This is a genomic window from Microvirga sp. 2YAF29 (assembly GCF_052114605.1).
Classification (GTDB): Bacteria; Pseudomonadota; Alphaproteobacteria; order Rhizobiales; family Beijerinckiaceae; genus Microvirga.
Genome location: NZ_JBFRFB010000018.1, coordinates 1 through 24,566, shown reverse-complemented (window position 1 = coordinate 24,566; position 24,566 = coordinate 1). Strand labels below are relative to the sequence as shown.

The following is a 24,566-nucleotide window of genomic DNA, read 5'->3' as shown; positions in this document are numbered from 1 at the left end:
TTCGGGAATGCGCACCAAGGTGGCCATCATCGGCGCCGGTCCGGCGGGACTTCTGCTGGGACGCCTTCTGGAGCGCCAGGGTATCGACACCGTCATCATCGAGCGCCGCAGTCCCGATTATGTGCTCGGCCGCATCCGCGCCGGCGTGCTGGAGCAGGGCACCGTCGAGCTTCTGGAAAAAGCGGACGTGAGCGAACGCATGCATGCGGAGGGGCTTGTCCACGATGGCATCGAGCTGTGTTTCGACGGCGACAAGCATCGGATCAACTTCCGCGAGCTGATCGGCCGGACGGTGATGGTCTATGGCCAGACCGAGGTGACCCGGGATCTCATGCACGCCCGCGAGGTCTCCGGCGCGCAGACGATTTATGAGGCGGAGGATGTCTCGCTTCATGATTTCGATAGCGACAGCCCCAAGGTGCGTTTCGTCAAGGACGGCGTTGCGCAGGAGATTGCCTGCGACTTCATCGCGGGCTGCGACGGCTATCACGGCGTGTCCCGCTCCAGTGTTCCTGATGGTGCACTGAAGACCTTCGAGCGGGTCTATCCCTTCGGCTGGCTCGGCATTCTCGTGGACAGGCCGCCTGTGGCGGAAGAACTGATCTACGCCCATCACGAGCGCGGCTTCGCGCTCTGCTCCATGCGCTCGCCGACACGCAGCCGTTACTATGTTCAGGTCTCGGCGGACGAAAAGGTAGAGGATTGGTCCGATGAGAGGTTCTGGGACGAGCTGCGGCGCAGGGTGGACCAAGAGACTGCCGATCATCTGGTCATCGGCCCGTCCATCGAGAAATCCATTGCCCCTTTAAGAAGCTTCGTGGCCGAGCCCCTGCGGTTCGGGCGCCTGTTCCTGGCGGGCGATGCGGCGCATATCGTGCCGCCCACCGGCGCCAAGGGCCTGAATCTGGCCGCCAGCGATGTGGGTTGCTTGGCCGAGGCTTTGGTCGAGTATTACGGAGAGAAGTCCTCCGCCGGGATTGACCATTATTCCCAGAGGGTGCTCGGGCGGGTTTGGAAGGCGGAGCGGTTCTCCTGGTGGATGACCTCGATCCTCCATACTTTCCCGGACACCGATACCTTCGCCCGACGCCTCCAGCGGGCTGAGTTCGACTATCTGGTCAGTTCCGATGCGGCAGCCCGGTCACTGGCTGAAAACTATACGGGGCTTCCGTTTTAGGCCGGAATGGCCCCCTGAAACATTGTGAAAACCTGTTAAGACCAGTATGGACAGAAGGCGACCAATATGAGACCAGTTAGGGCGTGAACCCGACTGGCCTTACACCCCGCTTTCAATCGCTGTTCCAGGAATCGGCACCCGGCTCTCGCATCAACGAAGACGGGTCGGGCCATCATGGCCGCTTTGCCTGGATCATCGACGGGGCGACGGGCCTCTCTGCTGAGCCGATGACGCCGGGAGCCACCGATGCCGCCTGGCTCGCCGGGCAGATGGGGGCGAAGCTCGCCGAACTGACGGGCCGGGACGGGGAGGTCGATGGCCTCCTGAGAGACCTCGACGCTGCCCTCCAGGGCACCTTCGGCGATGCCACGGCCCATATCGAAACCATTCACGACAATCATGCGCCTTCCTCGTGCCTCGGCCTCGTCGCCTTGAGGCATGGCGAGGGCGGGCTCGTTCTGGAAGGCTCCTTCCTGGGTGATGTGGTCGCCCTGGTGCCTTCGGAGAGGGGCGTTGTCCGCTGGACCGATGAGCGGCTCGCGCCTCTGGAGCAGAAGACGCTGGCACTCCTTGGCACCCAGGTGCGCGAACCCGGTCATATTCCGGAGGCCGTCTGGGCGCAGATCCGTGAAAACCGTGGAATGCTCAACCGGCCCGACGGCTATTGGGTGGTGAGCCCGCGCCGTCCCTGGGCCGGGCAGGAGCTGCGTTTCGAGGCGCGCATCGAAGCCGGACAGCCGGTCGTGCTCGCCACCGACGGCTTCATGCGGCTCGTCGATGTTTTCGAAAAATATTCCGACGCGACGCTCCATGCCGCACTCGCTGCGGGCAGGGGAGCGGCGCTCATGCAGGAGTTGCGGGAGCTGGAGCGGGGCGACCTCATGGCAGGCGCTTATCCTCGTGTTAAAACGCACGATGACGCGACGGTGCTCGTGATCGCAGCCGAGGCATCCGGCTAAAAGGAATTCCGCAAGGTGCGCTCAAAACAGCGGCCCTGCGGTGGGAGGAATAGGACTTCAACAATGAGGGAACTCACAATGAAACTGACCAGACGCATTGTAATGGGCGCTGCCGCCGGCAGCCTGCTGCTTTCGGGCACGACCGCCATGGCCCAGCAGACCGAGCTGACCTTCTGGAGCTGGCGCCAGGAAGACCGCGCCTTCTACCAGGATGCGATCAAGAAGTTCCAGGCGACGGAGCCGAACATCTCGATCAAGTTCGAGACCTACGCGCCCGAGAACTACCAGACCATTCTCTCGACCGCGCTCGCCGCCGGCCGTGGCCCGGACGTGATCCAGGTTCGCGCCTACGGCAACCTCGAGACCATCGCGACCCCCGGCTATCTGCTCGCGCTCGACAAGACCAATGTGCCGGAGCTGGCGAACTTCCCGGAAGCTGCTCTCGCCGCCGAGACGCTGCGCTCCGACGGCAAGGTCTATGCGGTGCCTTTCGCCATGCAGACCCAGCTTGTGGTCTACAACAAGAAGATCTTCAAGGATAACGGCCTGACCCCGCCGAAGACCTGGGACGAGCTGATGACGCTGGCCCAGGCGCTGAAGGCCAAGAACATCACGCCGTTCGGAAACGGCACGGCCACCGCCTGGCAGAACGAGACCATCGTCGGCGGTCTGCTTTCCTCGATGCTGACCAAGCAGTTCGAGGAAGACATCATCTCCGGCAAGGCGAACTTCACCGATCCGCGCTTCGTCAGCGCGCTCGCCAAGCTGAAGGATGTGAGCCAGTACTTCTCGCCGAACTTCACCGGCGTCGATTACCCGTCCTCGCAGCAGTTCTTCGTGGCTGGCCGCGCGGCCATGTTCGCAGGTGGCTCCTATGAGGTCGCCAACTTCAAGAACCAGAACCCCACGCTCGATCTCGGCGTGTTCCCGGCTCCGGTCCTGAAGTCGGGCGATCAGGCGCTCATCGCCACCTATTACGACGGCGGCTATGCCGTGAACGCGAAGTCCGAGAAGAAGGACGCCGCGCTCAAGTTCGTGCGCTTCCTCGCGACGCCTGAATACGGCACGTCCTTCACCAACACGCTAAAGAACCTGTCGCCGATCAAGGGCATCAAGATCGAGGACGCGGTCACGCAGGATGTGGCGAAGCTCACGGAGAACTCCATGTCCTACCTGATGCTCGTGCGCTTCCGCTATCAGGAGCCGAGCGGCTCAGTGCTGCTGCAGTCGAACGTGCAGAAAATGCTCGCCGGTCAGCAGACGCCTGAGCAGGCCGCTGCCGAGATCAACAAGGGCATCGCGACCTACTACAAGCCGTTCCAGAAGTAAGTTCTTCAAACGTGAAGCCGGCGGGTGAATGCCCGCCGCCTTTTCCTGAAAGATCCCTCCATGCCCGTCTCGCCCAAACAGGCCCGCACGCTGAAGCATCGCAGCTGGGTGGCGTTTCTCGTCGTCCCGCCCATCGTCTTCATGTCGCTGTTCGTGATCTATCCGATCCTCTCGGCCTTCGCTTACGCCTTCTATGAATGGCGCGGATTGGCGCGTGGCGAGTTCGTGGGCCTTGCCAATTTCAAGGAAGTGCTGTTCGGCGCCACCATGGCGCCTACCGTGTGGAACGCCTTCCTGCACAATGTCTATGCGCTCATCGCGCTCATGATCATCCAGAACGGCGGCGGGTTTCTCCTCGCCTGGTTGCTCTACAAGGAGCCCTTCGGCTTCCGCTTCCACCGCATCGCGGTGTTCGTACCGGTAGTGCTCTCCACGATCATCGTCGGCTTCCTCTGGAAGCTGTTCCTGAACCCGAATTTCGGCATCATCAATCAGGCGCTCTACACGCTCGGCCTCGATTCCCTGGCCAAGCCCTGGTTAGGGGATTCATCGACCGCGCTCGGCGCGCTCATCCTCGCCAATGCTTGGCACTTCGTCGGTTTCCCGGCGCTCGTCTATCTCGCGGGCATGCAGCGCATCCCGTCCGAGATTATCGAGGCGGCGCGGCTCGACGGCACGAGCGAGTGGCAACTTCTCAAGAATATCGTGTGGCCGCTGGTGGCGCCGAGCACGACCATTCTCTTCACGCTCCTCTTCATCGGCGCGTTCAACTGGTTCGAAATTCCGTATGTGATGGTCGGCCTCGACGGTTCGCCCTTCGGCACGACCGACGTGCTGGGCCTCGTGTTCTACCGCACGGCCTTCGGCAACCAGAGCGCCAGCATCCAGAATTTCGGTTTGGGCTCGGCTCTTGCCACGCTCATCTTCCTGTTCATCGTCGTCTTCGCGTCCATGCTCACCCTGTGGCTGCGCCGTCGGGAGATTCAGTTTTGATCGCCAAGGCCATATCCCCCTCGTCGCGCGAGCCGATTTCCTTTGCGCTCCTCGCGCAGGTCATCCTGATCGCCAATTCCTTCATCATGCTCTACCCGGTCGTGGTGATGGTGCTCTCCGCCTTCAAGACAACAGGCGAGATATTCGAGCATCCCTTCGCGCTGCCCGATTTCACGCAGGTCGGAAACTTCACGAAAGTGCTCGGCGAAACGGCGATGCCGACCTACTTCATGAACTCGATCATCGTGACGGGCGTGTCGATCCTGCTGATCCTCGTGCTCGGCACCATGGCGGGTTACGCCGTGGCGCGCTACGAGTCGCGCACCAACACCTTCATCCTGCTGTTCTTCCTCGCGGGCCTCATGCTGCCGTTGAAGCTCGCGGTCATTCCGCTCTTCATCCTGCTGCGCGATCTGGGGCTCCTCGACAGCCGCTGGAGCCTCATCGTCACCTACACGGCCATCGGCCTGCCATCGGCAGTGTTCATCATGGCGGGCTTCCTGCGCTCGCTGCCCGCGGAGCTTGAGGATGCAGCGCGTATCGACGGTGCATCCGAGCCCCGCATCATGTGGTCCGTCATGCTGCCGCTCGCGCGTCCGCCCATGGCGATTGCGGCAATCCAGAACGCGGTGCCGATCTGGAACGACTTCTTCTTCCCGCTCGTGTTCATCCAAACCGACGCCTATAAGACCCTGCCGCAGGGCCTCACCACCTTCATGGGCGAGTACACCACCGATTGGGGCATGCTGTTCGCGGGCCTCACCATCGCGGCGGCCCCCATCACGCTTCTCTACATCGCCCTGTCACGCCAGTTCATCCAGGGCATGACGGCGGGAGCGGTGAAGTAACATGCTGATCCCGAAAGGCGCGCTCGTCGTTTCCTGCCAGGCCAGGGCGGACAATCCGCTCCACGGGCCGGTCTACATGTCCGCCATGGCGCTGGCTGCGGAAGCAGGCGGCGCGCTGGGAATCCGCGCGAACGGCGCTGAGGATATCGCAGCGATCCGCGCTGTGACGAAACTTCCGATCATCGGCATCGCTAAGGTGTGGGACGACCGCTTCCCGGTCTACATCACGCCGGGCTTCGAGGATGCGGAACGGATCGCGAAAGCTGGGGCCGACATCATCGCCATCGACGCGACGCCTCGCCCGCGCAACGGTGATCCGGTCGAGCGCCTGATCGGCCGCATCCGCGCGGAACTTGGGCGCGAAGTCTTCGCCGATATCTCGACGCTGGAGGAGGGCAGGGCCGCTCATGCTTCTGGTGCGACCTATGTGGCATCGACGCTGGCCGGCTACACGGATGAGACCGCCTCGCGCAAAGGCGCGGGGCCCGATCTCGAGTTGCTCTCCGCGCTCGTCGCCGCCATTCCAGGGCCGGTCGTCGCGGAGGGGCGCTTCGATACGCCGGACCTCGTGGCGGAAGCCTTTAAGCGCGGCGCGCATGCGGTGGTGGTCGGCACCTCGATCACCAATCCGCGCGAGATCACCAAAAAATTCGTCCAGGCGACAAAGCCATGGGCAGCTTGAAATCATGTGGGGCGCTCCTCGGGAGCCTGCCTGACACGGGGAGTGTATGATGGCGAATGTAGCGATCCGCGATGTCCGGAAATCCTTCGGACCGGTCTCGATCATCAAGGGCGTCGATATCGACATTCACGACGGCGAGTTCGTCATTCTCGTCGGCCCGTCCGGCTGCGGAAAGTCCACATTGCTGCGCATGATCGCGGGGCTCGAAGACATCCACGGCGGCAATATCAGCATCGGCTCGCGCGTCGTCAACGATGTGCCGCCGAAGGATCGCGATATCGCCATGGTGTTCCAGAACTATGCGCTCTATCCGCATATGACGGTCGCCGAGAACATGGCCTTCTCGCTCAAGCTCAAGGGCGTGCCGGGGCCTGAGCAGAAGAAGCGCGTCGGCGATGCGGCGGCGTCGCTTGGGCTGACGCCGCTTCTTGAGCGCTATCCCCGCCAGCTGTCCGGCGGTCAGCGCCAGCGCGTCGCCATGGGCCGCGCCATCGTGCGCGATCCGCAGGTGTTTCTTTTCGATGAGCCGCTCTCCAACCTCGATGCCAAGCTGCGCGTGGCGATGCGTGCGGAGATCAAGGAACTTCATCAGCGTCTGAAGACCACGACGATCTATGTCACGCACGACCAGATCGAAGCCATGACCATGGCCGACAAGATCGTCGTCATGCATGACGGCATCGTGGAGCAGATCGGCGCGCCGCTGGAACTCTACGACCGCCCGGCCAACCGTTTCGTGGCAGGCTTCATCGGCTCTCCTGCCATGAACTTCATCGATGGGCAGCTTGTCGATGGCGGCCTTGCCCTGCCGAGCGGGGCCGTTCTGCCGTTGGAGGCACGCCCCAATCTGCCGAACGGTACCAAGCTCACCTACGGCATCCGCCCCGAGCATCTTCAGCTCGCCCCTGCCGGCACCTCCGGCGGCATTCCGGCCACGGTTTCCGTGCTGGAACCGACCGGATCGGACACGACCCTGCTCGTGAAGGCCGAAGGCGGCAGCCTGACCGCCGTGCTACGGGACCGGGTTGCGCTCAAGCCCGGCGAGGCCGTGGCGCTGAAGCCCGCTGCCTGCCAAGCTCATCTTTTCGACGACCAGGGCAAGCGCATCGCTTCTGCCTGAGGGAAACTCGCGTTATAACGGAAACGTGAAAGCACCCGTGGCGTTCTCGGGTGTACCCATTCACATGGGCTTTTACGAGGTGCCGTTGTGCTGATCCGCCGCCCCGCCGATATCCTGCCGTCCGAGATCACCCCTCGGGAGCTTTATCTCACCCGCCGCCAATGGATGGCGGGCGCCGCGGGCCTTGCCCTGGCGGCTTCTCTTCCTGAAGCTTCGCGGGCAGCGCCCCTTAAAGCCGGCAAGAGCACTTTCTCGACCGACGAGAAGCTCACGAGCCGCGAGGACGTGACCAGCTACAACAATTATTACGAGTTCGGCCTGGACAAGGCCGACCCGGCGAAGAACGTCCATACGCTGAAAACCTCGCCGTGGACGGTTAAGATCGACGGGCTGGTGTCGAAACCGCAGGAGATCGGCATTGAGGACCTGATCAAGTCCTCGAGTCTGGAGGAGCGCATCTACCGCATGCGCTGCGTCGAGGGCTGGTCCATGGTGATCCCCTGGGTCGGTCTTCCGCTCGCCGATCTGATCAAGCGCGTGGAGCCCTTGGGAAGCGCCAAATACGTGGCGTTCGAGACGGCCTATCAGGAAGACGAGATGCCGGGCGTACGCTCCTTGTTCCCGGTTCTCGACTGGCCTTACACGGAAGGCCTCCGGCTCGACGAGGCCATGCATCCGCTCGCGCTTCTTGCGGTCGGGCTTTATGGCGAGACGCTGCCGAAACAGAACGGCGCGCCCCTCCGCCTTGTCGTACCGTGGAAATATGGCTTCAAGGGCATCAAGTCGATCACCCGCATCAGCTTCGTCGAGAAGCAGCCCGCGACCGCCTGGAACAAGCAGGCCCCCAGCGAATACGGCTTCTACGCCAACGTGAACCCCAATGTGGATCACCCGCGCTGGAGCCAGGCCACCGAGCGCCGGATCGGCGAGGGCGGGCTGTTCGTGAAGCGGCGTCCCACGCTCATGTTCAACGGCTACGCGGAGCAGGTAGCGAGCCTCTATTCCGGCATGGACCTGCGGACCTCTTACTGATGCAACAGAGAACTTCCGTTCAAGGCGCGAAGAAGGGTTTCGCGCTGCCTCAGGTGCCGAAGATCCTCGTCTATATCGTCGGCTTCATTCCGGCGGTGTGGCTGTTTTATTCCGGCATCATGGATCAGCTCGGCGCCGATCCCATGCGCTATCTAGAGCAGGCGCTCGGCCTGTGGGCTCTGAGGTTCCTCGTGGCGACGTTGACGATCACGCCACTACGCCAGCTCCTCAGTATCAATCTTCTGCGCTATCGCCGCGCCATCGGACTTCTCTCCTTCTATTACGCGCTTCTGCACCTCGTGACCTATCTGGTGCTCGATCAAGGCCTCGATGTCGGGCTTATCACGGCCGATATCATCAAGCGGCCCTATATCACCATCGGCATGGCGACCTTTGTGGTGCTCATTCCGCTCGCGGTGACCTCCAACAACGCCTCTATCCGGCGTCTCGGCGGACAGGTCTGGGCGCGGCTACACCGGCTCGTCTATCTCGCGGCCATCGGCGCGGTGCTGCATTTCATCCTTGTGGTGAAGTCCTGGCCCACGGAGCCCCTGGTCTACGCGGCCATCGTCGCCGTTCTCCTCGGCTATCGGCTCGTCCGACCCTGGGTGAAAAAACCGTCGGCCCGTCAGAGACTTGCTTGAACGGCGCGCGGGCTTAGGTACGATGGTGAACCCAACGTTTCGAGGTCATATTCCATGCACACAACACTCCCCCGTCGATCCGTCATGCACGCCCTTGCCTTCGGTCTGGCTCTCGGCATCGGCTCCCTGTCAGGCATGGCCGCGCAGGCGAAGGACGTCACGGTCTTCGCCGCGGCGAGCCTGAAGAACGCGCTCGACGATGTGGCGGCAGCATGGACCCGCGAGACCGGCAAGAAGGCTGTGATCTCCTATGCGGCGAGCAACGTGCTTGCCAAGCAGATCGAGGCGGGAGCGCCTGCGGACATCTTCTTCTCCGCCGATCTGGACTGGATGGATTATGTCGCCTCCAAGAACCTGATCGACGCAAAGAGCCGCATCAATCTCCTCGGGAATTCCCTCGTTCTCGTTGCGCCGAAGGATTCGAGCATTCAGGTTTCATTGCAGCCGGGCGTCGATCTCGCTAGCGTTCTTGGGCATGGCCGTCTCGCCATGGGCAATGTGGATGCGGTGCCGGCCGGCAAATACGGCAAGGCCGGGCTGGAGCACCTTCGTGCATGGGATGGCGTGAAGGACAAGGTCGCGCAGGCCGACAACGTGCGCGCGGCATTGCTGCTCGTGTCTCGTGGCGAGGCACCGCTCGGCATCGTCTACAAGACCGATGCGGTGTCCGATGCCAACGTGAGGGTCGTCGCGAGCTTCCCGGCGGAAAGCCATCCGCCCATCGTGTACCCGGTCGCGCTGATCAAGGATTCCACGAACGCGGATGCGGCTGAGTTCCTTGCTTACATGCGCTCCGCGAAAGCCAAGCCGTCTTTCGAGAAGCAGGGGTTCGGATTTACGGATAAGCCCGGCTCCAACTCGTGACCGACTGGCTTTCTCCTGAGGAATGGACTGCCGTCCGCCTCAGCCTCAAGGTCGCTCTCACCGCGATGGCGGCAAGCCTCATTCCCGGCATCGCCGTCGCGTTCCTGCTGGAGCGCGGTCGCTTTTGGGGGCGCCAAGCGCTCGATGTGATCGTCCATCTGCCTTTGGTCCTGCCGCCTGTCGTCGTGGGCTATTTCCTGCTTCTCGGTTTCGGACGGCGCGGCCCCGTCGGTGCATTCCTCGCCGAGCATTTCGGCATCGTGTTTTCCTTTCGCTGGACAGGCGCGGCTTTGGCCTGCGCCATCATGGGCTTCCCGCTGCTCGTCCGCGCCATTCGCCTCTCCATCGAAGCGGTCGACCGCAGGCTCGAGGATGCGGCGGGTACGTTGGGCGCGCATCCCGCCTGGGTGTTTCTTGTGGTGACGCTGCCGCTGATCGCGCCCGGCATCATCGCGGGAATGGTGCTCTCCTTCGCAAAGGCCATGGGCGAATTCGGCGCGACGATCACCTTCGTGTCCAACATCCCCGGTGAAACCCAGACCCTGCCATCCGCCATCTACACTTTCACGCAGGTGCCGGGAGGCGAGGGCGGTGTGCTGCGCCTCACCTTGGTCTCCATCATCGTTTCCATCGCGGCACTCTGGATGTCCGAATGGATGGCGCGGCGCGTCAGGCGCAAGGTTCTCGCGCGATGATTTTGGATGTCGAGATCAGGCACAACATCGGTGATTTCGCCATCGATGCGCGTTTTCAATCGGAGCGCGGATTGACGGCTCTCTTCGGCCCATCGGGCTCCGGCAAGACAAGTATCGTCAAAGCCATCGGCGGCCTGTTGCGGCCCGATCACGCACGCATCGCCGTGAAGGACCGTGTCCTCGTCGATACGCAGCGCGGCATCTTCGTTCCCAAGCACCAGCGGCGCATCGGCTACGTGTTTCAGGAAGACTGTCTCTTTCCGCACTTAAGCGTGCGCCACAACCTGATGTTCGGGCGCTGGTTCACGCCGCGCAACGAGCGCTCCGCCGCTTTCGATAAGGTCGTGGACCTCCTCGGTATCGGCCATCTTCTCGACCGGTCGCCATCCACATTGTCGGGCGGCGAGAAGCAGCGCGTCGCCATTGGACGCGCGCTTCTGGTCGATCCGCAATTGCTGCTGATGGACGAGCCGCTCGCTTCTCTCGACGAGGCCCGCAAGGCCGAGATCTACCCTTACATCGAGCGCCTGCGCGACGATGGCGAAGTGCCGATCGTGCTTGTCAGCCATTCGGTCGCCGAGATCGCACGGCTTGCCACATCCGTCGTGGTCCTGGCGGACGGACGCGTTACGGCGTCGGGACCTGCTTCGGAGATCCTGCGGCATACGAGTCTCTTCCCGCAATCCGGTCTTGCGGAAACAGGCGCGCTGATCGAGACCGAAGTGCTGCGGCACGAAGACGATTACGCACTCACGGTGCTGCAGGCGAAAGCGGGCACGCTGGTCGTGCCACGCCTCGACCTGACGCCCGGCAACCGCGTGCGAGTGCGCCTTCGCGCCCGCGACATCATGATTTCTCTGGTGCCGCCTACGGATTTGAGCGCGCTCAACGTCCTGCCGGGAACCGTCACCGCCATCGGAGAGGCTTCAGGAGCGAGCGTCGATGTGGAGCTCGATTGCGGCGGCGACTGCCTTGTCGCGCGCATCACCCGCAAATCCCTGGAACGGCTCGGCTTGCGCTTAGGCCTTCCCGTTCATGCTGTCATCAAGTCCATCGCTTTCGACTCCGAGGCCCTTGGCAAGGGGCGGCTTGAGCATCTGTGAACGGGGTCTTGCGCGCAGGATCGAGGCGTGTAGCCTGCCGCCATCTTTTATTCGAGAGCTGTGACCATGAACGAACAATTCCGCACCCCGCCGGATTCTCAGTCCCAAGCCGTGCTTATCGACCGCTTGGCGGAAGTTGCGGTGCGGGTAGGCCTGGGGCTGAAGCCTGGGCAGGAACTGGTGATGACGGCTCCGCTTGAGGCGCTCGCCCTCGCGCGCCGCATCACCGAGCATGCCTACAAGGCCGGCGCGTCCCTGGTCACGACTTTCTTTTCCGACGAGGAATCATCTCTCCTGCGTTATCGCCATGGTCGGGACGAGGGCTTCGATACTGCTTCCGACTGGCTTTATGAAGGCATGGCGGCTGCCTTCAGGAATGGCGCGGCGCGCCTCGCGATTGTGGGCGAGGATCCCTCGCTTCTTGCCAAGGAAGATCCCGAAAAGGTTTCCCGTGCGAACCGGGCCCGCTCGAAGGCTTATATGCCCGCGCTCAGCCTCATCGCCGGTTCCGACATCAACTGGACCATCGTCGCCGCAGCAACGCCCGCCTGGGCCAGGGCGGTGTTCCCGAACGACCCGGAGGACGTGGCCGTCTCCAAGCTGTGGAAGGCGATCTTCGCCGCATCGCGTGCGGATACGCCCGATCCGATTAAGGCCTGGGAGGCGCATAATGCCGAGCTTCATGCACGCATGCGCATGCTGAACGAGAAGAACTATGCCGCCCTCCATTTCCGCGGACCGGGCACGGATCTGCGCGTCGGACTGGCGGAAGGCCACGAATGGAGGGGCGGTTCGGGCAAGGCGAAGAACGGCGTGGTCTGCAACGCCAATATTCCTACCGAGGAAGTTTTCACCACGCCGCACAAGGATCGCGTCGACGGTCATGTGAGCAGCACGAAGCCTCTGTCCTATCAAGGCACGCTGATCCAGGACATTCAGGTGACGTTCGAGGGCGGCAAGATCGTGGAGGCCAAGGCCCGCACCGGCGAGGCCGTGCTCAACAAGGTGCTGGAGACGGATGAAGGCTCGCGCCGCTTGGGGGAGGTGGCCCTCGTGCCGCATTCCTCGCCGATCTCGCAGAGCGGCCTTCTGTTCCTCAACACCCTGTTCGACGAGAACGCATCGAGCCACATCGCGCTCGGTCAGGCCTATAGCAAGTGCATTCGCGGCGGCGGCGCCATGAGCGAGGACGAGTTGGCATCCCGTGGCTCCAACAAGAGCCTCATTCATATCGACTGGATGATCGGCTCCGATCGGGTGGATGTGGACGGCATCACCCAGGACGGCAGGGCGGAACCGCTCATGCGTGGCGGCGAATGGGTCTCGGCCTGAAGGGGAGCGAGGCTCCAGTAACGTCAGACAGGCAGTCTTCCCATAGCGTCCGGTCCATGACATGCAAACAGGACTTGACGTCCTGGGCTCGCACCTGTGATCTAGCACAGGTATTAAAGAGGTAGACGGCCTTGAGTTCTCAGCGCCAAAGCCTCTCTGTGAGCACGGAATAATGTCGGATCAAACAGCCAATCTTAAGGCCTCCAACGCACCTCTTCTATCCGTCCGGTCCCTGTCGGTGGATTTCGGGACGAGCCAGGGGGCCTTCAGAGCGGTCAAGGATGTCAGCTTCGATGTGCAGCCGGGAAAAACCTTGGCCGTCGTCGGCGAGTCAGGTTCCGGCAAGTCCGTCACGTCGCTGGCCATCATGCGCCTGACCGATTACACGGGCGGCCGGATTACCGGCGGCGAGGTACTGTTCCGACCGTCCGCCGGCGAGGCGCTGGATCTGGTCAAGGCCTCCGACAACACGCTCCGGAGCATTCGCGGCAACGACATCGCGATGATCTTCCAGGAGCCGATGACATCGCTCAATCCGGTTTTCACCATCGGCAACCAGATTGCCGAAACGCTGATGCTGCACGAGGGTGTGAGCGCGCGCGATGCGCAGTTGAGGGCAAAGGAACTGCTTCAGAAGGTGCGCCTGCCCGACGCCGACAAGCTTCTCGACCGCTATCCGCACCAGCTCTCAGGCGGCATGAGGCAGCGCGTGATGATTGCCATGGCGCTGGCCTGCAATCCCAAGCTTCTCATCGCTGACGAGCCGACGACGGCACTCGACGTGACGATCCAGGCGCAGATCCTCAACATCATCCGCGATCTTCAGCAGGAAATGGGTACCGCCGTCATCTTCATCACGCACGACATGGGCGTGGTGGCCGAGATGGCCGACGACGTGGTGGTGATGTGGAAGGGCGAGAAGGTGGAGCAGGCGCCCGTGCGTGACATCTTCGCCTCGCCGCAGCATCCCTATACGCGCGCGCTTCTCTCCGCTGTCCCCCGTCTCGGCAGCCTGACGGGCCAGCCTTTGCCCAAGCGCACGCCCGTCATGGTGATGGATGGCAACGAGCCGAAGATGGTCGGCGCGACGCATGAGCAGAACACCGCCGATTACACGAAGCCCATTCTCCAGGTGGATAAGCTGACCACGCGCTTCGATGTGGGCAAGACGTTCTTCGGCCGCGTGACGCATCGCGTTCATGCGGTGGAAGAGGTGAGCTTCGACGTCTATCCCGGCGAGACGCTGGCGCTGGTGGGTGAATCCGGCAGCGGCAAATCCACCATTGGGCGCACGTTGCAGCAGCTTATCGAGCCCACCTCAGGCACCGTGCGGTTCGAGGGGCGCGACATGGCGGCCATGAGTAATAGTGAGCGCCGCCGCCTTCGGCAGGAGATCCAGTATATTTTCCAGGATCCCTTCGCCTCTCTCGATCCGCGCCACACGGTGGGCTACAGCATCGCCGAGCCCATTGTGGTGCATAACCTCATCAAGGATCGCAAAGCCATCGAGCGGCGCGTGCAGGAATTGCTGGAGCAGGTGGGCCTGCAGCCGCAGCACGCCAAGCGCTACCCGCACGAATTCTCCGGCGGACAGCGCCAGCGCGTGTGCATCGCGCGCGCCTTGGCAAGCGATCCCCGGCTCATCATCGCCGATGAATCCGTCTCCGCGCTCGATGTGTCGATCCAGGCGCAGATCGTGAACCTGCTCATGGAACTGCAGGAAAGGCGGCACCTGTCCTATCTCTTCATCACCCACGACATGGCCGTGGTGGAGAAGATCAGCCATCGCGTCGCGGTGATGTATCTCGGCCAGATCGTCGAGCTGGGGACGCGGCAGGCGATCTTCGAGAACCCGCAGCATTCCTATACGCGCAAACTCCTGTCGGCCGTGCCGATTGCCGATCCGCAGCGCGAGCGCGCCAAGATGCGGATCGAGGGAGAAATTCCAAGCCCCGTCCGTCCGGTCGGGCAGGAGCCCGCCATCCATCGCATGCGCGAAGTGGGGCCGGGTCATTGGGTTGCCGTGGAAGCCGATGCGCTTCGCGGCGCAGCATAAGTCTCAACATAAAAGAGGGAAGACGAGACATGAAGTTTTCGAAATTTTTCATGGCGGCGGGTGTGGCCGCGGCCATGGCCGTGCCACTCGCGGCGCCGAGCGCGCAAGCCGCCGGCACGCTGACGGTGGGCCTCACCATCGATCCGGGCAGCTGGGATCCCATCGACAGCTTCCTCGTGCCGTGGGCATCCGCCGCCACGAACATCTATGACGGCCTGACCTCGCGCGGGCCGGACATGAAGCTTCAGCCGGGCCTCGCCACGAGCTGGGAATTCCTCGACAACAACAACCGCATCCGCTTCAAGCTGCGCGAGAACGTGAAGTTCCACAACGGCGAGCCCTTCAATGCGGCAGCCGTGAAATTCACCTTCGACCGCCTTCTCGGCGACGAGGGCAAGAAGGGTCCGCAGCAGTCGAACTACAATTCCATCGCCAAGGTGGAAGTGGTCGACGACAACACGGTCGACTTCTTCATGAAGCAGCCCGATCCCGTGCTGCTCACCAAGCTCGCCGGCTATGGCGGCGTGATCGTGCCGCCGAAATACATTCAGGAAAAGGGCGACGAGTATTTCAACACTCATCCGGTCGGCACGGGCCCGTTCAAGTTCGTGGAGTACAACCCGAAGGTCAACCTGACCCTCGAGGCGTTCCCCGAGCATTGGGGCGGCGCGCCGAAGCTCGACAAGGTCGTCTACCGCATGATCGCGGAAGCCAACACGCAGATCGCCGAGCTGCAGGCAGGCCGCATCGATATCGCCACGCTCATCCCGTTCGGCCTCACGCCGACCGTGCAGCAGGCAGCCAACCTTCAGCTCGTCAGCATCACCGGCCCGACGGTCGTGTCGCTGCGCCTGAACACGCGCGACGGCATCACCAAGGATCTGAAGGTCCGCAAGGCGCTCAACATGGCGGTTGATCGCGAAGCGATCATCAAGGCCGTGTTGCTCGGCCACGCGAAGCCCATCGCAAGCTTCCAGTCCGAACTGTCCTTCGGCTACGACCCGAGCATGAAGCCCGTGTCGTTCGATATGGCAGGCGCCAAGAAGCTCCTGCAGGAAGCGGGCGTGCAGCCGGGCGCCGCGCTCAAGATCGATTTCCGCGGCAACGACGCCACCTTCCGCGAAGTCGCGCAGGCGGCGGCGGGCTTCTTCCAGGCGCTCGGCCTGAAGCCCTCCGTGCAGCCCTATGAGCCTGCCGTGCTGCTCAACGACATCATCCCGAACGGCAAGACGGGCGAAGCCTGGCACAATGCTTGGGGCGGCTGGACCTTCGACTACGACAACACCGCTTACTTGATGTATCACTCGGGCGAGAAGTGGAACCCCTACGGCAACGACAAGAAGCTCGACGAGCTTCTGGAGAGCCAGCGCAAGATCTACGACGTGAAGGAGCGTGAGAAGATCCTGCAGGAAGTCGCGCGCTACGTCGCCGATCAGGCTCTCGAAATCCCGCTCTACAACCAGAACACCATTCTGGGCGTGAACAAGCGCGTGAAGAACTTCACCGCTCCGGCCGACCTGCGCTTCCGCTTCACGAACGTGACGGTCGAGTAAGTTCGGACTTTCGAAGAACAATAAGAAACAGGATCACGAAATGGCTGCTTTCATCCTCAAACGGCTGTTGCAAGCTGTCTTCGTGGTCCTGGCCGTCACCCTGATCGTGTCGTTCGCGATCAGGCTCTCGGGCGATCCGGCGATCATGTTCGTCGGCGGCGCGGGCAGCTTCACCGAGCAGGACCTTCAGAACATCCGCATATCGCTCGGCCTCGATCGTCCCTTCATCGCCCAGTATCTCGGCTTTCTCCAAGGCATGCTGGTGGGCGATTTCGGAAAGAGCTTCCAGGGTGGGACGCCCGTGGCCAGGCTGATCGCGGACGCGCTGCCGTCCACGATGCTTCTCGCCTTCACCTCGCTCCTGACCTCGATTGTTTTCTCCATTCCGCTCGGCGTTTATGCTGCGGCCAAGCGCGGCCGATGGCAGGATCAGACGATCCGCATTTTCTCCCTTGCCGGCGTGTCGTTCCCGAATTTCTGGCTTGCCATCATGATGGTGCTGCTTTTCTCCATCGTGCTGGGCCTCCTGCCGCCGAGCGGCCTCGAGGGCCCGCAGAGCTACATCATGCCGACCCTCACCATGGCGCTGATCTTCACAGCCGCCAACGTTCGGCTCGTGCGCACCTCGATGCTCGAGACCCTGTCGCAGCAATATATCATGGTGGCGCATTCGAAGGGATTGAAGGACTGGGTCGTGCTCTACAAGCACGCCCTGCGCAATTCCGCCATTCCCCTCATCACCTATATCGGCTTGCAATTCGGCCGCATGATCGGCAGCCTCGTCATCGTCGAGCGCGTGTTCAATTGGCCGGGCATGGGCACGCTCGCCATCGATGCGATTTCCGGCCGCGATTATCCCGTGCTTCAGGCGGTCGTCACCGTTCTCGCTCTCTTCATCGTCCTCAGCAATCTCGTGGTCGACATCGCCTATGGCCTGATCGATCCGCGCATCCGCACGGAGTAGATCGTGGCTTATGCTTCCGTCTCACGGCGCCGACTCTTCGGTTCGTTGGAGCTTGTTCTAGGGGCAATCCTTGCCGGTGGCATGGCGCTCGCCACCATCGCTTCCCCGCTCCTGTTTCCCGATGGCGGCGAAAGCATGGACCTGATGGCCCGGCTTCTGCCGCCATTCCAGGATCCGGCCCATCTTCTGGGTACCGATCCCTTGGGCCGCGACATGCTCGCGAGGGTGGTCGTCGGCGGCAAGATCTCCCTGACGGTGGGCCTCGTTTCCATGCTCGGTTCCACCATCCTCGGTACCCTGGTCGGTCTCTTTGCCGGTTATTACCGTGGCATCGCGGAAACTCTCCTGATGCGCTTCACGGATGTCCAATTGGCGCTGCCCTTCATCCTCGTGGCCATCATGTTCCTGGCCGTTCTCGGCACGGGCGTGGACAAGGTGATCGCGATCATGATCATCACGCAATGGGTGCAATATGCGCGCCTCGTGCGCGGTTCCGTGCTGGCCCTGCGCGAGCGCGAGTTCATCCTGTCGGCGCGCGCCATCGGCGTCGGCAGCTGGCGCATCATCTTCACGCATATCCTGCCCAACGTGCTCGGCCCCATCGTCATCCTGATGACCTTGAACGTGGCCGACAACATCCTTTTGGAAAGCAGCCTCACCTTCATCGGACTCGGCGTCGATCCGCTCATTCCGAGCTGGGGCGGCATGCTGGCGGATGGGCGCACCTATCTGCAATCGGCATGGTGGGTCAGCGTGTTCCCCGGCCTTGCCATCATGTTCACCGTGCTCGGCCTCAACCTCTTAGGCGATTGGCTGCGCGATTACCTCGATCCGACAGGACAGACATCGAAATGACCGAACTGCTGAACGAGATCATTCCGCGCACCCTCGACAAGATCGTCAGGGATTGGACGCAGGAGAGCAGGCGGGGCGCGCGTGTCGAGGCCTGGCTGTTCGAGGATGAGAGCGCGCGCCGCGATGCGGAGCTCACATTGGCGCAGGCCGGCGTCACGGCGCGCCTTCGCAGCGCCTACAAGCCGCTCGTTCACGCCTTCCTCGAAGAGATCGAGCTTGCTGATCTGAAGCGTGTCGTCGTGCGCTATCCCGTGCACCCGCAAGCGAGCCCCATCCGGTTCCTGTCGGAAACATATCCGCTGGCGGCCCTGCTCGATGGCGTCGAGACGGTCTTTGAGGCCGGAGACGAGACCCTGAGCTATCGTGTCTCGGCGCAGTACGAGGATGGGCGTAGCGTCGAGCATGTGGTCTTTGCTCCCAACCATCCGCGGGCCAATCATCTTGGTGAGGTCGATCTCAATCCGACCGGCTGGCTGAAGGCGAGCGATCTTCCCGACGGGTCCGACGATATCGACGAGCCTCTCGAGACGGAGATCGAACAGCTTTTCCATCAGGCCATGGCTGCAGTCGCGGCGCATGAATGGCCGGCGCAAGAGCCCTACATGGAGACGCTCGCCATCGATGTGACGATGCCCGGCATCGAGCGCGCCTTGTCCTATGGCGACGAGGTGATCAGCACCCGCGAGGCGCTGCACGAGGATTTCTATTTCTCCCTGCTCGAATTCTTCAAGCGCAAATCGGGCCGCCCGCCCGAGGATCGCGGCCTGCAGCCGGGGCAGATCGTGCCGGATATTCGCGCCGCTGACGGCGACGCCCATGTGCGCGTCACGCTGCGCTCCTTCGGTTGGCTGAAGGACCCCGCGCGAAGCGAGCAGGATATCGAAACAGCCGATGCGGCGCCGAGCCTCGCGCAGATCCGCCGGGAACTCGCGGAACTTCCCGGCGAGACGTTCGAGGGCCGTTCCCGCGAGGGGCGTCCCATCCAAGGGCTCTATCGCCCCGGCCCGCGCCCTGCCGTTCTGGTCACGAGTGGGCAACATGCGAATGAGACCTCCGCGCCGGTCGGCTCGCTGCGCGCCATGCGCAGGCTCCTGGCGAAGCCGGAGAGCAATATCGCCTACATTCCCGTCGAAAATCCTGACGGCTATGCGCTGCACGGTTTCCTCTGCGAGGGAAATCCGCGCCACATGCACCATGCAGCGCGCTACACATCCCTCGGCAACGATCTCGAATACGGCCGTGACGATGCGCCTTACGAGATCGGCGCACGCCAGCAGGCGCTGGCGTTGTCGGACGCGAAGCTGCACGTCAATCTGCACGGCTATCCCGCGCATGAATGGACGCGGCCCTTCACGGGATATCTTCCGCGCGGTTTCGAGCTGTGGTCGATCCCCAAGGGCTTCTTCCTCATCATGCGCCATCACCCCGAATGGGCGCAGACAGCGCGGTCGCTTGTCGAGGCCGTGACGAAAGGCTTGTCCGTGGTGCCGGGCCTGACCGAGTTCAACCGCCGTCAGATCGAAATCTGCTCGATCCATTCGGGCGGCACGCCTTATGAGATCATCAACGGAATTCCCTGTCTCATCACGGCGGAAACGCGCCATCCCGTTCCGCTGACCCTCATCACGGAATTCCCCGACGAGACTATCTATGGCGAAGCTTATCGGCTTGCGCATACGGTGCAGATGGCAACCGTGATCGCGGCTGAAGAGGCTTATGCCACGCTCATCATGCAGATGGCATGAAGGCAATCCGATCAAACGATCTGCCGGAGAGATCTAGTATTCCGGTGTACTCACTCTGCTTCTCTAGCGGCCTAAGTGTCTTTATCAACTAGCAGGACCGTCTGCCGGAGAATCAATATTCGCGAAATGCAATCTTGGCAGCTCCGAACGGGTCGTATTACAAGAGTTTGCACCCAATAATGCTTTCATGTTTTATAACTGTCTTGGCCATAGATAAAGAAAGAAACATTTAACTTTGCTTGCTCTTTTCGTGCTTGCGAAGTTATGTTGGAATGTTACTATATGGGAGAGTGCAGCACTATAGGCTGTATAAAGTGATCTCATAGAGGCCCATTCCTTATGCCTAAGCTTTTTGATTTTCAGGCCGAAAGTCTCCCGTCGTGGTGGGATGGCAATTACCGTATGCCATGGACGGACGTTAATCTCGATCTGATCGCGGGCGATGGTGCCTCACAGGTCGTGATCGTTCCGACCGTTTACATGGATAGCCTCACGTCGACTCGGGTCTACCGCGACAACAACGATTCTGGTGGGCATAACGTCGATGGCGCTCCGCGTACCGAGAGCGACGGCTCGATCAAGGAGGCGATTGCGAAGGCGCAGGCCCGTGGGGTCGAGGTCATCTTCAAGCTGCATGTAAACATGCAGAACGATGATTGGAATGCGTTGATCGGACCGCCGGAAGGATCGACCCAAGCTCAGGCCAAGGCATGGGCAAATGCCTGGTTTGCTTCCTATAAGGAAGCTGTGGTGCATTATGCCAAGCTTGCGCAAGAGCAGGGCGTCACGGCCTTCGCCATCGGAAACGAATGCGAGAGCATGACGGTAGGCAAGTATCGCGAGTACTGGGTCGATATCATCGAAGCCGTGCGCGAGGTCTATGATGGCAAGCTGACCTATGCCGCGACCTGGACCGAGGCGCTGACCGTCAGCTTCTGGGACAAGCTCGACTACATCGGCGCCAACCCCTACATCAGCTTCACCGAAGACAACAACAATCCGACCCTTGCGGAACTCATCGATGGCTGGACCAAGCCGTCCAACATCTGGAGCGTAAGGACGCCGATCGAAGAGAGATTCGGCGAGAATATCTCCGCCATGGATGCCATGCAGCGGATCGCTCAGCAGTACGGCAAGAAACTGATCTTCACCGAGACGGGCTTCCGCAGCCTCGATGGCAGCAACGCGACGCCGTGGATGTGGGGCAATGGTCGTATCGATGAGCGCGAGCAGTACATGATGCATCAGGCCTTCTACAAGATCATCACCGACCGCGTCGGTGAGGGTTGGGTCGGCGGGTACTGGCTGTGGAACTACGATGCCAGCGAGGAAATCTCCAATCCGAGTCCGGATGATGGATTCGGCACCCACGGAAAGCGCGCCGATGCGCTGGTCGAGCAGTACTTCAAGAATCCGATTTCGGTAGCGGGCCGCACTCTCACCGGCACGACCGGCGCCGACCGTCTTCTCGGCGGCTTCAATCATGACACGCTGATCGGCGGTCTCGGAAGCGATATCTTGCTCGGCGGCGCTGGTGCCGACGTGTTCATGTATCATGCCGGGGACGGGACTGACACGATTACCGATTTCAAGTTCTCCGAGGGCGACAGAATCGCCTTGATGAACACGAAAGCGACCTCTTACGGCGATCTCGACATATCCGCTATTGCTGGCGGCTATCTCGTCAGCTTTGCCGGCGGTGGCAGCCTGACGATCTTGACCTCCGAGACTCTCTCGGCCGCATGGTTCGCGTTCAACAGCACCGGTCAGTCTGGACCCTCGACAAAGCCCACCTCTGGCAATGACGAGATTACTGGAACGAGCAAGGCCAATGTGGTGGATGCTCTTGCGGGCAACGACGTCATCGACGGCCTTGCCGGCAACGATCGGCTGAGCGGCAACGCTGGCGACGACACGATCGATGGCGGCGCGGGCAGCGACGTGTTGAACGGCGGCGCGGGCGACGATTATGTCGATGGCGGCGACGGCGCCGACAAGATCTATGGCGGCGACGGATACGACATTCTCTACGGTGGAGCCGGCAACGACCAAATCCGCGGCGAGAACGACGACGACATGCTCTATGGCGATGACGGCAACGATACCCTTCGCGGCGACAGCGGCCACGATCTTCTGGATGGTGGCGAGGGTAACGACAAGCTCTATGGCGGAACAGGCGATGACCAGCTGACGGGCGCCGCCGGTGACGATATCCTCAATGGCGATGACGGCAACGATGTGCTTGAGGGCGAGGACGGCAACGACAAGCTCTATGGCGGAAACGGCGATGACATCCTGCGCGGCTGGTTCGGTGACGATCAGCTCACGGGCGGAGCCGGCGACGACGTGCTCGATGCAGGCGCCGGTAATGACGTGCTCACGGGCGGCGTCGGGTCCGATCGCTATGTGTTCAACTCGGATATGGGTCAGGACATCGTAAAGGATTTCAATATCAAGCAGGATGAACTTCTGCTGATCCGCCACGACATCAATCACTCCGGCATCGTGGACTTCGACACGCTCAAGCCGCACATGAAGCAGGTCGGCAAGAATGTCGTCATGGACCTTGGCAAGGGCGAATGGCTTGGCGGCGATGACCAGCTGACCGTGATGAATGTCCGTCTTGCCGACTTGAAGGCAGAGCACTTCTACTTCTTCTGGTAAGCCACTCCCATAGATTGGATGATCGCGGCCGGAGAGATATCTCTCCGGCCGTTTTTATATCTGACATCCGTTGAACCCACTGTCTGGAACAGGCCGAGTCCCGTCATCGTTTTCACACTGGAGGTGAATGACATGGCCCGGCTATCCTGGAAGCAGAACGAGAACGATGTCTCGATCAGGGAGGCCGTCGATATCGTGCGCGAGCACGGCGAGCCCCTGCCGCCCATCGGCGATGCGGAAGCTTTCGGCGCCGTGTTCGACCGGTTCGCGGATGCCAAGGTCGTGCTTCTCGGTGAGGCGACCCACGGCACGTCGGAATTCTACCGCGCACGAGCCGCCATCACGCGAAGGCTGATCGAGAAGCATGGCTTCAACATCGTCGCCGTCGAGGCGGATTGGCCGGATGCGGCGCGCATCGATGCTTATGTGCGCCATCGCCAGGTGCCCGACACGGACGATACGGCCTTCGAGCGCTTTCCCACATGGATGTGGCGCAACGAAGAGGTCTACGACTTCGTCAATTGGATGCGCGACCATAACAAGGAGCACCCGGAAAAGGACCGTGCCGAGTTTCGCGGTCTCGATGTCTACAGCCTCAATTCATCCATTCGCTCCGTGCTCGATTATCTCGACAAGGTCGATCCCGTTGCGGCGAAGGAGGCGAGGGGACGCTATGGCTGCCTGAGCCCGTGGCAATCCGATCCGGCCCGCTATGGACGCGCGGTTCTCGCCGGCCAGAAGAAGCCCTGCGACGAAGCGCTGCTGCGCCAGTTGCAGGAGATTCTCGACAAGCGCATGGATTACCTCAAAGCCGATGGCGGCGAGGATTTCTTCGACGCCGTCCAGAACGCCAAGATCGTTCACGCGGCCGCGCACTATTACCGCATCATGTATGAGGGCGCGACCGAGTCATGGAACCTGCGTGACCGGCATATGTTCGAGACCCTGCAGAGCCTGCTCGCGCGGCGCGACAATGCAAAGGCGGTCGTCTGGGCGCATAACTCGCATATCGGCAACGCTTCCGCGACCGCGATGGGCTGGCAGGGCGAGTTCAATATCGGAGAGCTATGCCGCACCGCCTACAAGAGCGAGGCGGTCCTCATCGGCTTTGGCACCGATCGCGGCATGGTGGCGGCTGCCGATGATTGGGACTCGCCGATGCAGGTCAAGAACGTGCTGTCCGCCAGGCCCGATAGCTACGAACGCATCTTTCGCGATACGGGTCTCGGCTGCTTCCTCACCGATTGGCGCGAGAACGGTCAGGCCGACCTTATTGGTGCCCTGTCACGTCCCCGTCTCGAGCGGGCCATCAGTGTGATCTATCGGCCCGATACGGAACTCTACAGCCATTACTTCGAGGCCGTCATGGCCAAGCAGTTCGATGCGCTCATATGGTTCGATGAGACCAGGGCAGTGAAGCCGCTGACGCATGCTCATGGGAAGGGGATGCCGGAGACTTATCCGTTTGGGTTGTGAGGTGAGCGAACTGTCATCCCTGACGGCGGAGCCGATCCGGGATCGCGTGCAGAATGAAGCGCGTGTTCCCTCCCCCTTGCGGGGAGGGTCAGGGTGGGGGTCGCAAAGTCAGAGCGCTTCGCCCAATCCAGTGAACACGAACAGCTCTACAAGCACCCCTCTCCCACATGGGAGAGGTTGGACCAGCGCTTTACTTTGAAAGCGCTCACCCGGTCGAACCACCCCCACTTTGACCCTCCCCGCAAGGAGAGGGAATAGGTGAGGCATGCAACGTTATGTTCACTCTTTGTTCTTGACAAGATACCCAGCCTTGGCTATGGTTGGCACAGCCTGATCCACCGAGGGGCGCGCTCGCGAGGCGTCGTGATTGTGGGATCGGGCACGGTCCTGCTGTGGGTGTCGCAAGCCCGTTGACAGGAGGCCCTCCGCTGAAAGACGCGGTGTACGCCTAAAAAAGCCGTGCGCGGGGAGCCGT

Annotated in this window: 20 protein-coding genes; all 20 read left to right on the top strand. The window is 61.9% G+C overall.

The genetic code is table 11. The features are described 5' to 3' along the window. Positions 1 to 7: 7 nt before the first annotated feature. Positions 8 to 1,177 (top strand): 4-hydroxybenzoate 3-monooxygenase, encoded by a 1,170-nt coding sequence (gene pobA, locus AB4Y85_RS17645; protein WP_441986232.1) that lies wholly within the window; start codon positions 8 to 10, stop codon positions 1,175 to 1,177. A gap of 83 nt (positions 1,178 to 1,260) precedes the next feature. After that, on the top strand, positions 1,261 to 2,136 hold the full coding sequence (locus AB4Y85_RS17640) for a hypothetical protein (protein WP_441986231.1): 876 nt from the start codon (positions 1,261 to 1,263) through the stop codon (positions 2,134 to 2,136). Between the two features lie 78 nt (positions 2,137 to 2,214). Next, positions 2,215 to 3,465: an extracellular solute-binding protein gene (locus tag AB4Y85_RS17635; RefSeq protein ID WP_441986230.1), complete on the top strand. Its 1,251-nt coding sequence runs from the start codon at positions 2,215 to 2,217 to the stop codon at positions 3,463 to 3,465. 60 nt (positions 3,466 to 3,525) lie between these two features. Further along, entirely contained in the window at positions 3,526 to 4,458 is a 933-nt protein-coding gene (locus AB4Y85_RS17630) for a carbohydrate ABC transporter permease (RefSeq protein ID WP_441986229.1), read from the top strand. Further along, positions 4,455 to 5,306 (top strand): carbohydrate ABC transporter permease, encoded by an 852-nt coding sequence (locus AB4Y85_RS17625; RefSeq protein ID WP_441986228.1) that lies wholly within the window; start codon positions 4,455 to 4,457, stop codon positions 5,304 to 5,306. Before AB4Y85_RS17630 ends, AB4Y85_RS17625 begins: the two co-directional genes overlap by 4 nt. A gap of 1 nt (position 5,307) precedes the next feature. Continuing rightward, positions 5,308 to 5,988 (top strand): N-acetylmannosamine-6-phosphate 2-epimerase, encoded by a 681-nt coding sequence (locus tag AB4Y85_RS17620; RefSeq protein WP_441986227.1) that lies wholly within the window; start codon positions 5,308 to 5,310, stop codon positions 5,986 to 5,988. A 49-nt stretch (positions 5,989 to 6,037) separates the two neighbouring features. Continuing rightward, positions 6,038 to 7,108 carry an ABC transporter ATP-binding protein gene (locus AB4Y85_RS17615; protein WP_441986226.1) on the top strand — a complete coding sequence of 357 codons (1,071 nt, stop codon included), beginning with the start codon at positions 6,038 to 6,040 and terminating at the stop codon, positions 7,106 to 7,108. A gap of 87 nt (positions 7,109 to 7,195) precedes the next feature. Beyond that, complete coding sequence (msrP, locus tag AB4Y85_RS17610) at positions 7,196 to 8,140, top strand: protein-methionine-sulfoxide reductase catalytic subunit MsrP (RefSeq protein ID WP_441986225.1); 945 nt, start codon at positions 7,196 to 7,198, stop codon at positions 8,138 to 8,140. Further along, entirely contained in the window at positions 8,140 to 8,784 is a 645-nt protein-coding gene (msrQ, locus tag AB4Y85_RS17605; RefSeq protein ID WP_441986224.1) for a protein-methionine-sulfoxide reductase heme-binding subunit MsrQ, read from the top strand. Before msrP ends, msrQ begins: the two co-directional genes overlap by 1 nt. Positions 8,785 to 8,838: 54 nt before the next feature. Further along, positions 8,839 to 9,648 (top strand): molybdate ABC transporter substrate-binding protein, encoded by an 810-nt coding sequence (modA, locus tag AB4Y85_RS17600; protein ID WP_441986223.1) that lies wholly within the window; start codon positions 8,839 to 8,841, stop codon positions 9,646 to 9,648. Beyond that, a complete protein-coding gene (gene modB / locus AB4Y85_RS17595; protein WP_441986222.1) occupies positions 9,645 to 10,343 on the top strand; it encodes a molybdate ABC transporter permease subunit in 699 nt (232 codons plus the stop codon). The genes modA and modB overlap by 4 nt, the downstream gene beginning before the upstream one ends. Continuing rightward, positions 10,340 to 11,446 (top strand): molybdenum ABC transporter ATP-binding protein, encoded by a 1,107-nt coding sequence (gene modC / locus AB4Y85_RS17590; protein WP_441986221.1) that lies wholly within the window; start codon positions 10,340 to 10,342, stop codon positions 11,444 to 11,446. The genes modB and modC overlap by 4 nt, the downstream gene beginning before the upstream one ends. A 66-nt stretch (positions 11,447 to 11,512) precedes the next feature. After that, positions 11,513 to 12,778, top strand: coding sequence for an aminopeptidase (locus AB4Y85_RS17585; protein WP_441986220.1), 1,266 nt, complete (start codon positions 11,513 to 11,515; stop codon positions 12,776 to 12,778). A 172-nt stretch (positions 12,779 to 12,950) separates the two neighbouring features. Further along, positions 12,951 to 14,834 (top strand): ABC transporter ATP-binding protein, encoded by a 1,884-nt coding sequence (locus AB4Y85_RS17580; RefSeq protein WP_441986219.1) that lies wholly within the window; start codon positions 12,951 to 12,953, stop codon positions 14,832 to 14,834. A gap of 29 nt (positions 14,835 to 14,863) precedes the next feature. Then, positions 14,864 to 16,387, top strand: coding sequence for an ABC transporter substrate-binding protein (locus AB4Y85_RS17575; protein WP_441986218.1), 1,524 nt, complete (start codon positions 14,864 to 14,866; stop codon positions 16,385 to 16,387). Positions 16,388 to 16,427: 40 nt separating this feature from the next. Further along, positions 16,428 to 17,351, top strand: coding sequence for an ABC transporter permease (locus AB4Y85_RS17570; RefSeq protein WP_441986217.1), 924 nt, complete (start codon positions 16,428 to 16,430; stop codon positions 17,349 to 17,351). 3 nt (positions 17,352 to 17,354) lie between these two features. After that, a complete protein-coding gene (locus AB4Y85_RS17565; protein WP_441986216.1) occupies positions 17,355 to 18,206 on the top strand; it encodes an ABC transporter permease in 852 nt (283 codons plus the stop codon). Beyond that, positions 18,203 to 19,951, top strand: coding sequence for a M14 family zinc carboxypeptidase (locus AB4Y85_RS17560; protein WP_441986215.1), 1,749 nt, complete (start codon positions 18,203 to 18,205; stop codon positions 19,949 to 19,951). The genes AB4Y85_RS17565 and AB4Y85_RS17560 overlap by 4 nt, the downstream gene beginning before the upstream one ends. 339 nt (positions 19,952 to 20,290) lie before the next feature. Continuing rightward, positions 20,291 to 22,615 carry a glycoside hydrolase family 113 gene (locus AB4Y85_RS17555; protein ID WP_441986214.1) on the top strand — a complete coding sequence of 775 codons (2,325 nt, stop codon included), beginning with the start codon at positions 20,291 to 20,293 and terminating at the stop codon, positions 22,613 to 22,615. A 132-nt stretch (positions 22,616 to 22,747) separates the two neighbouring features. After that, on the top strand, positions 22,748 to 24,091 hold the full coding sequence (locus tag AB4Y85_RS17550) for an erythromycin esterase family protein (protein ID WP_441986213.1): 1,344 nt from the start codon (positions 22,748 to 22,750) through the stop codon (positions 24,089 to 24,091). The last annotated feature ends 475 nt before the right edge of the window (positions 24,092 to 24,566 follow it).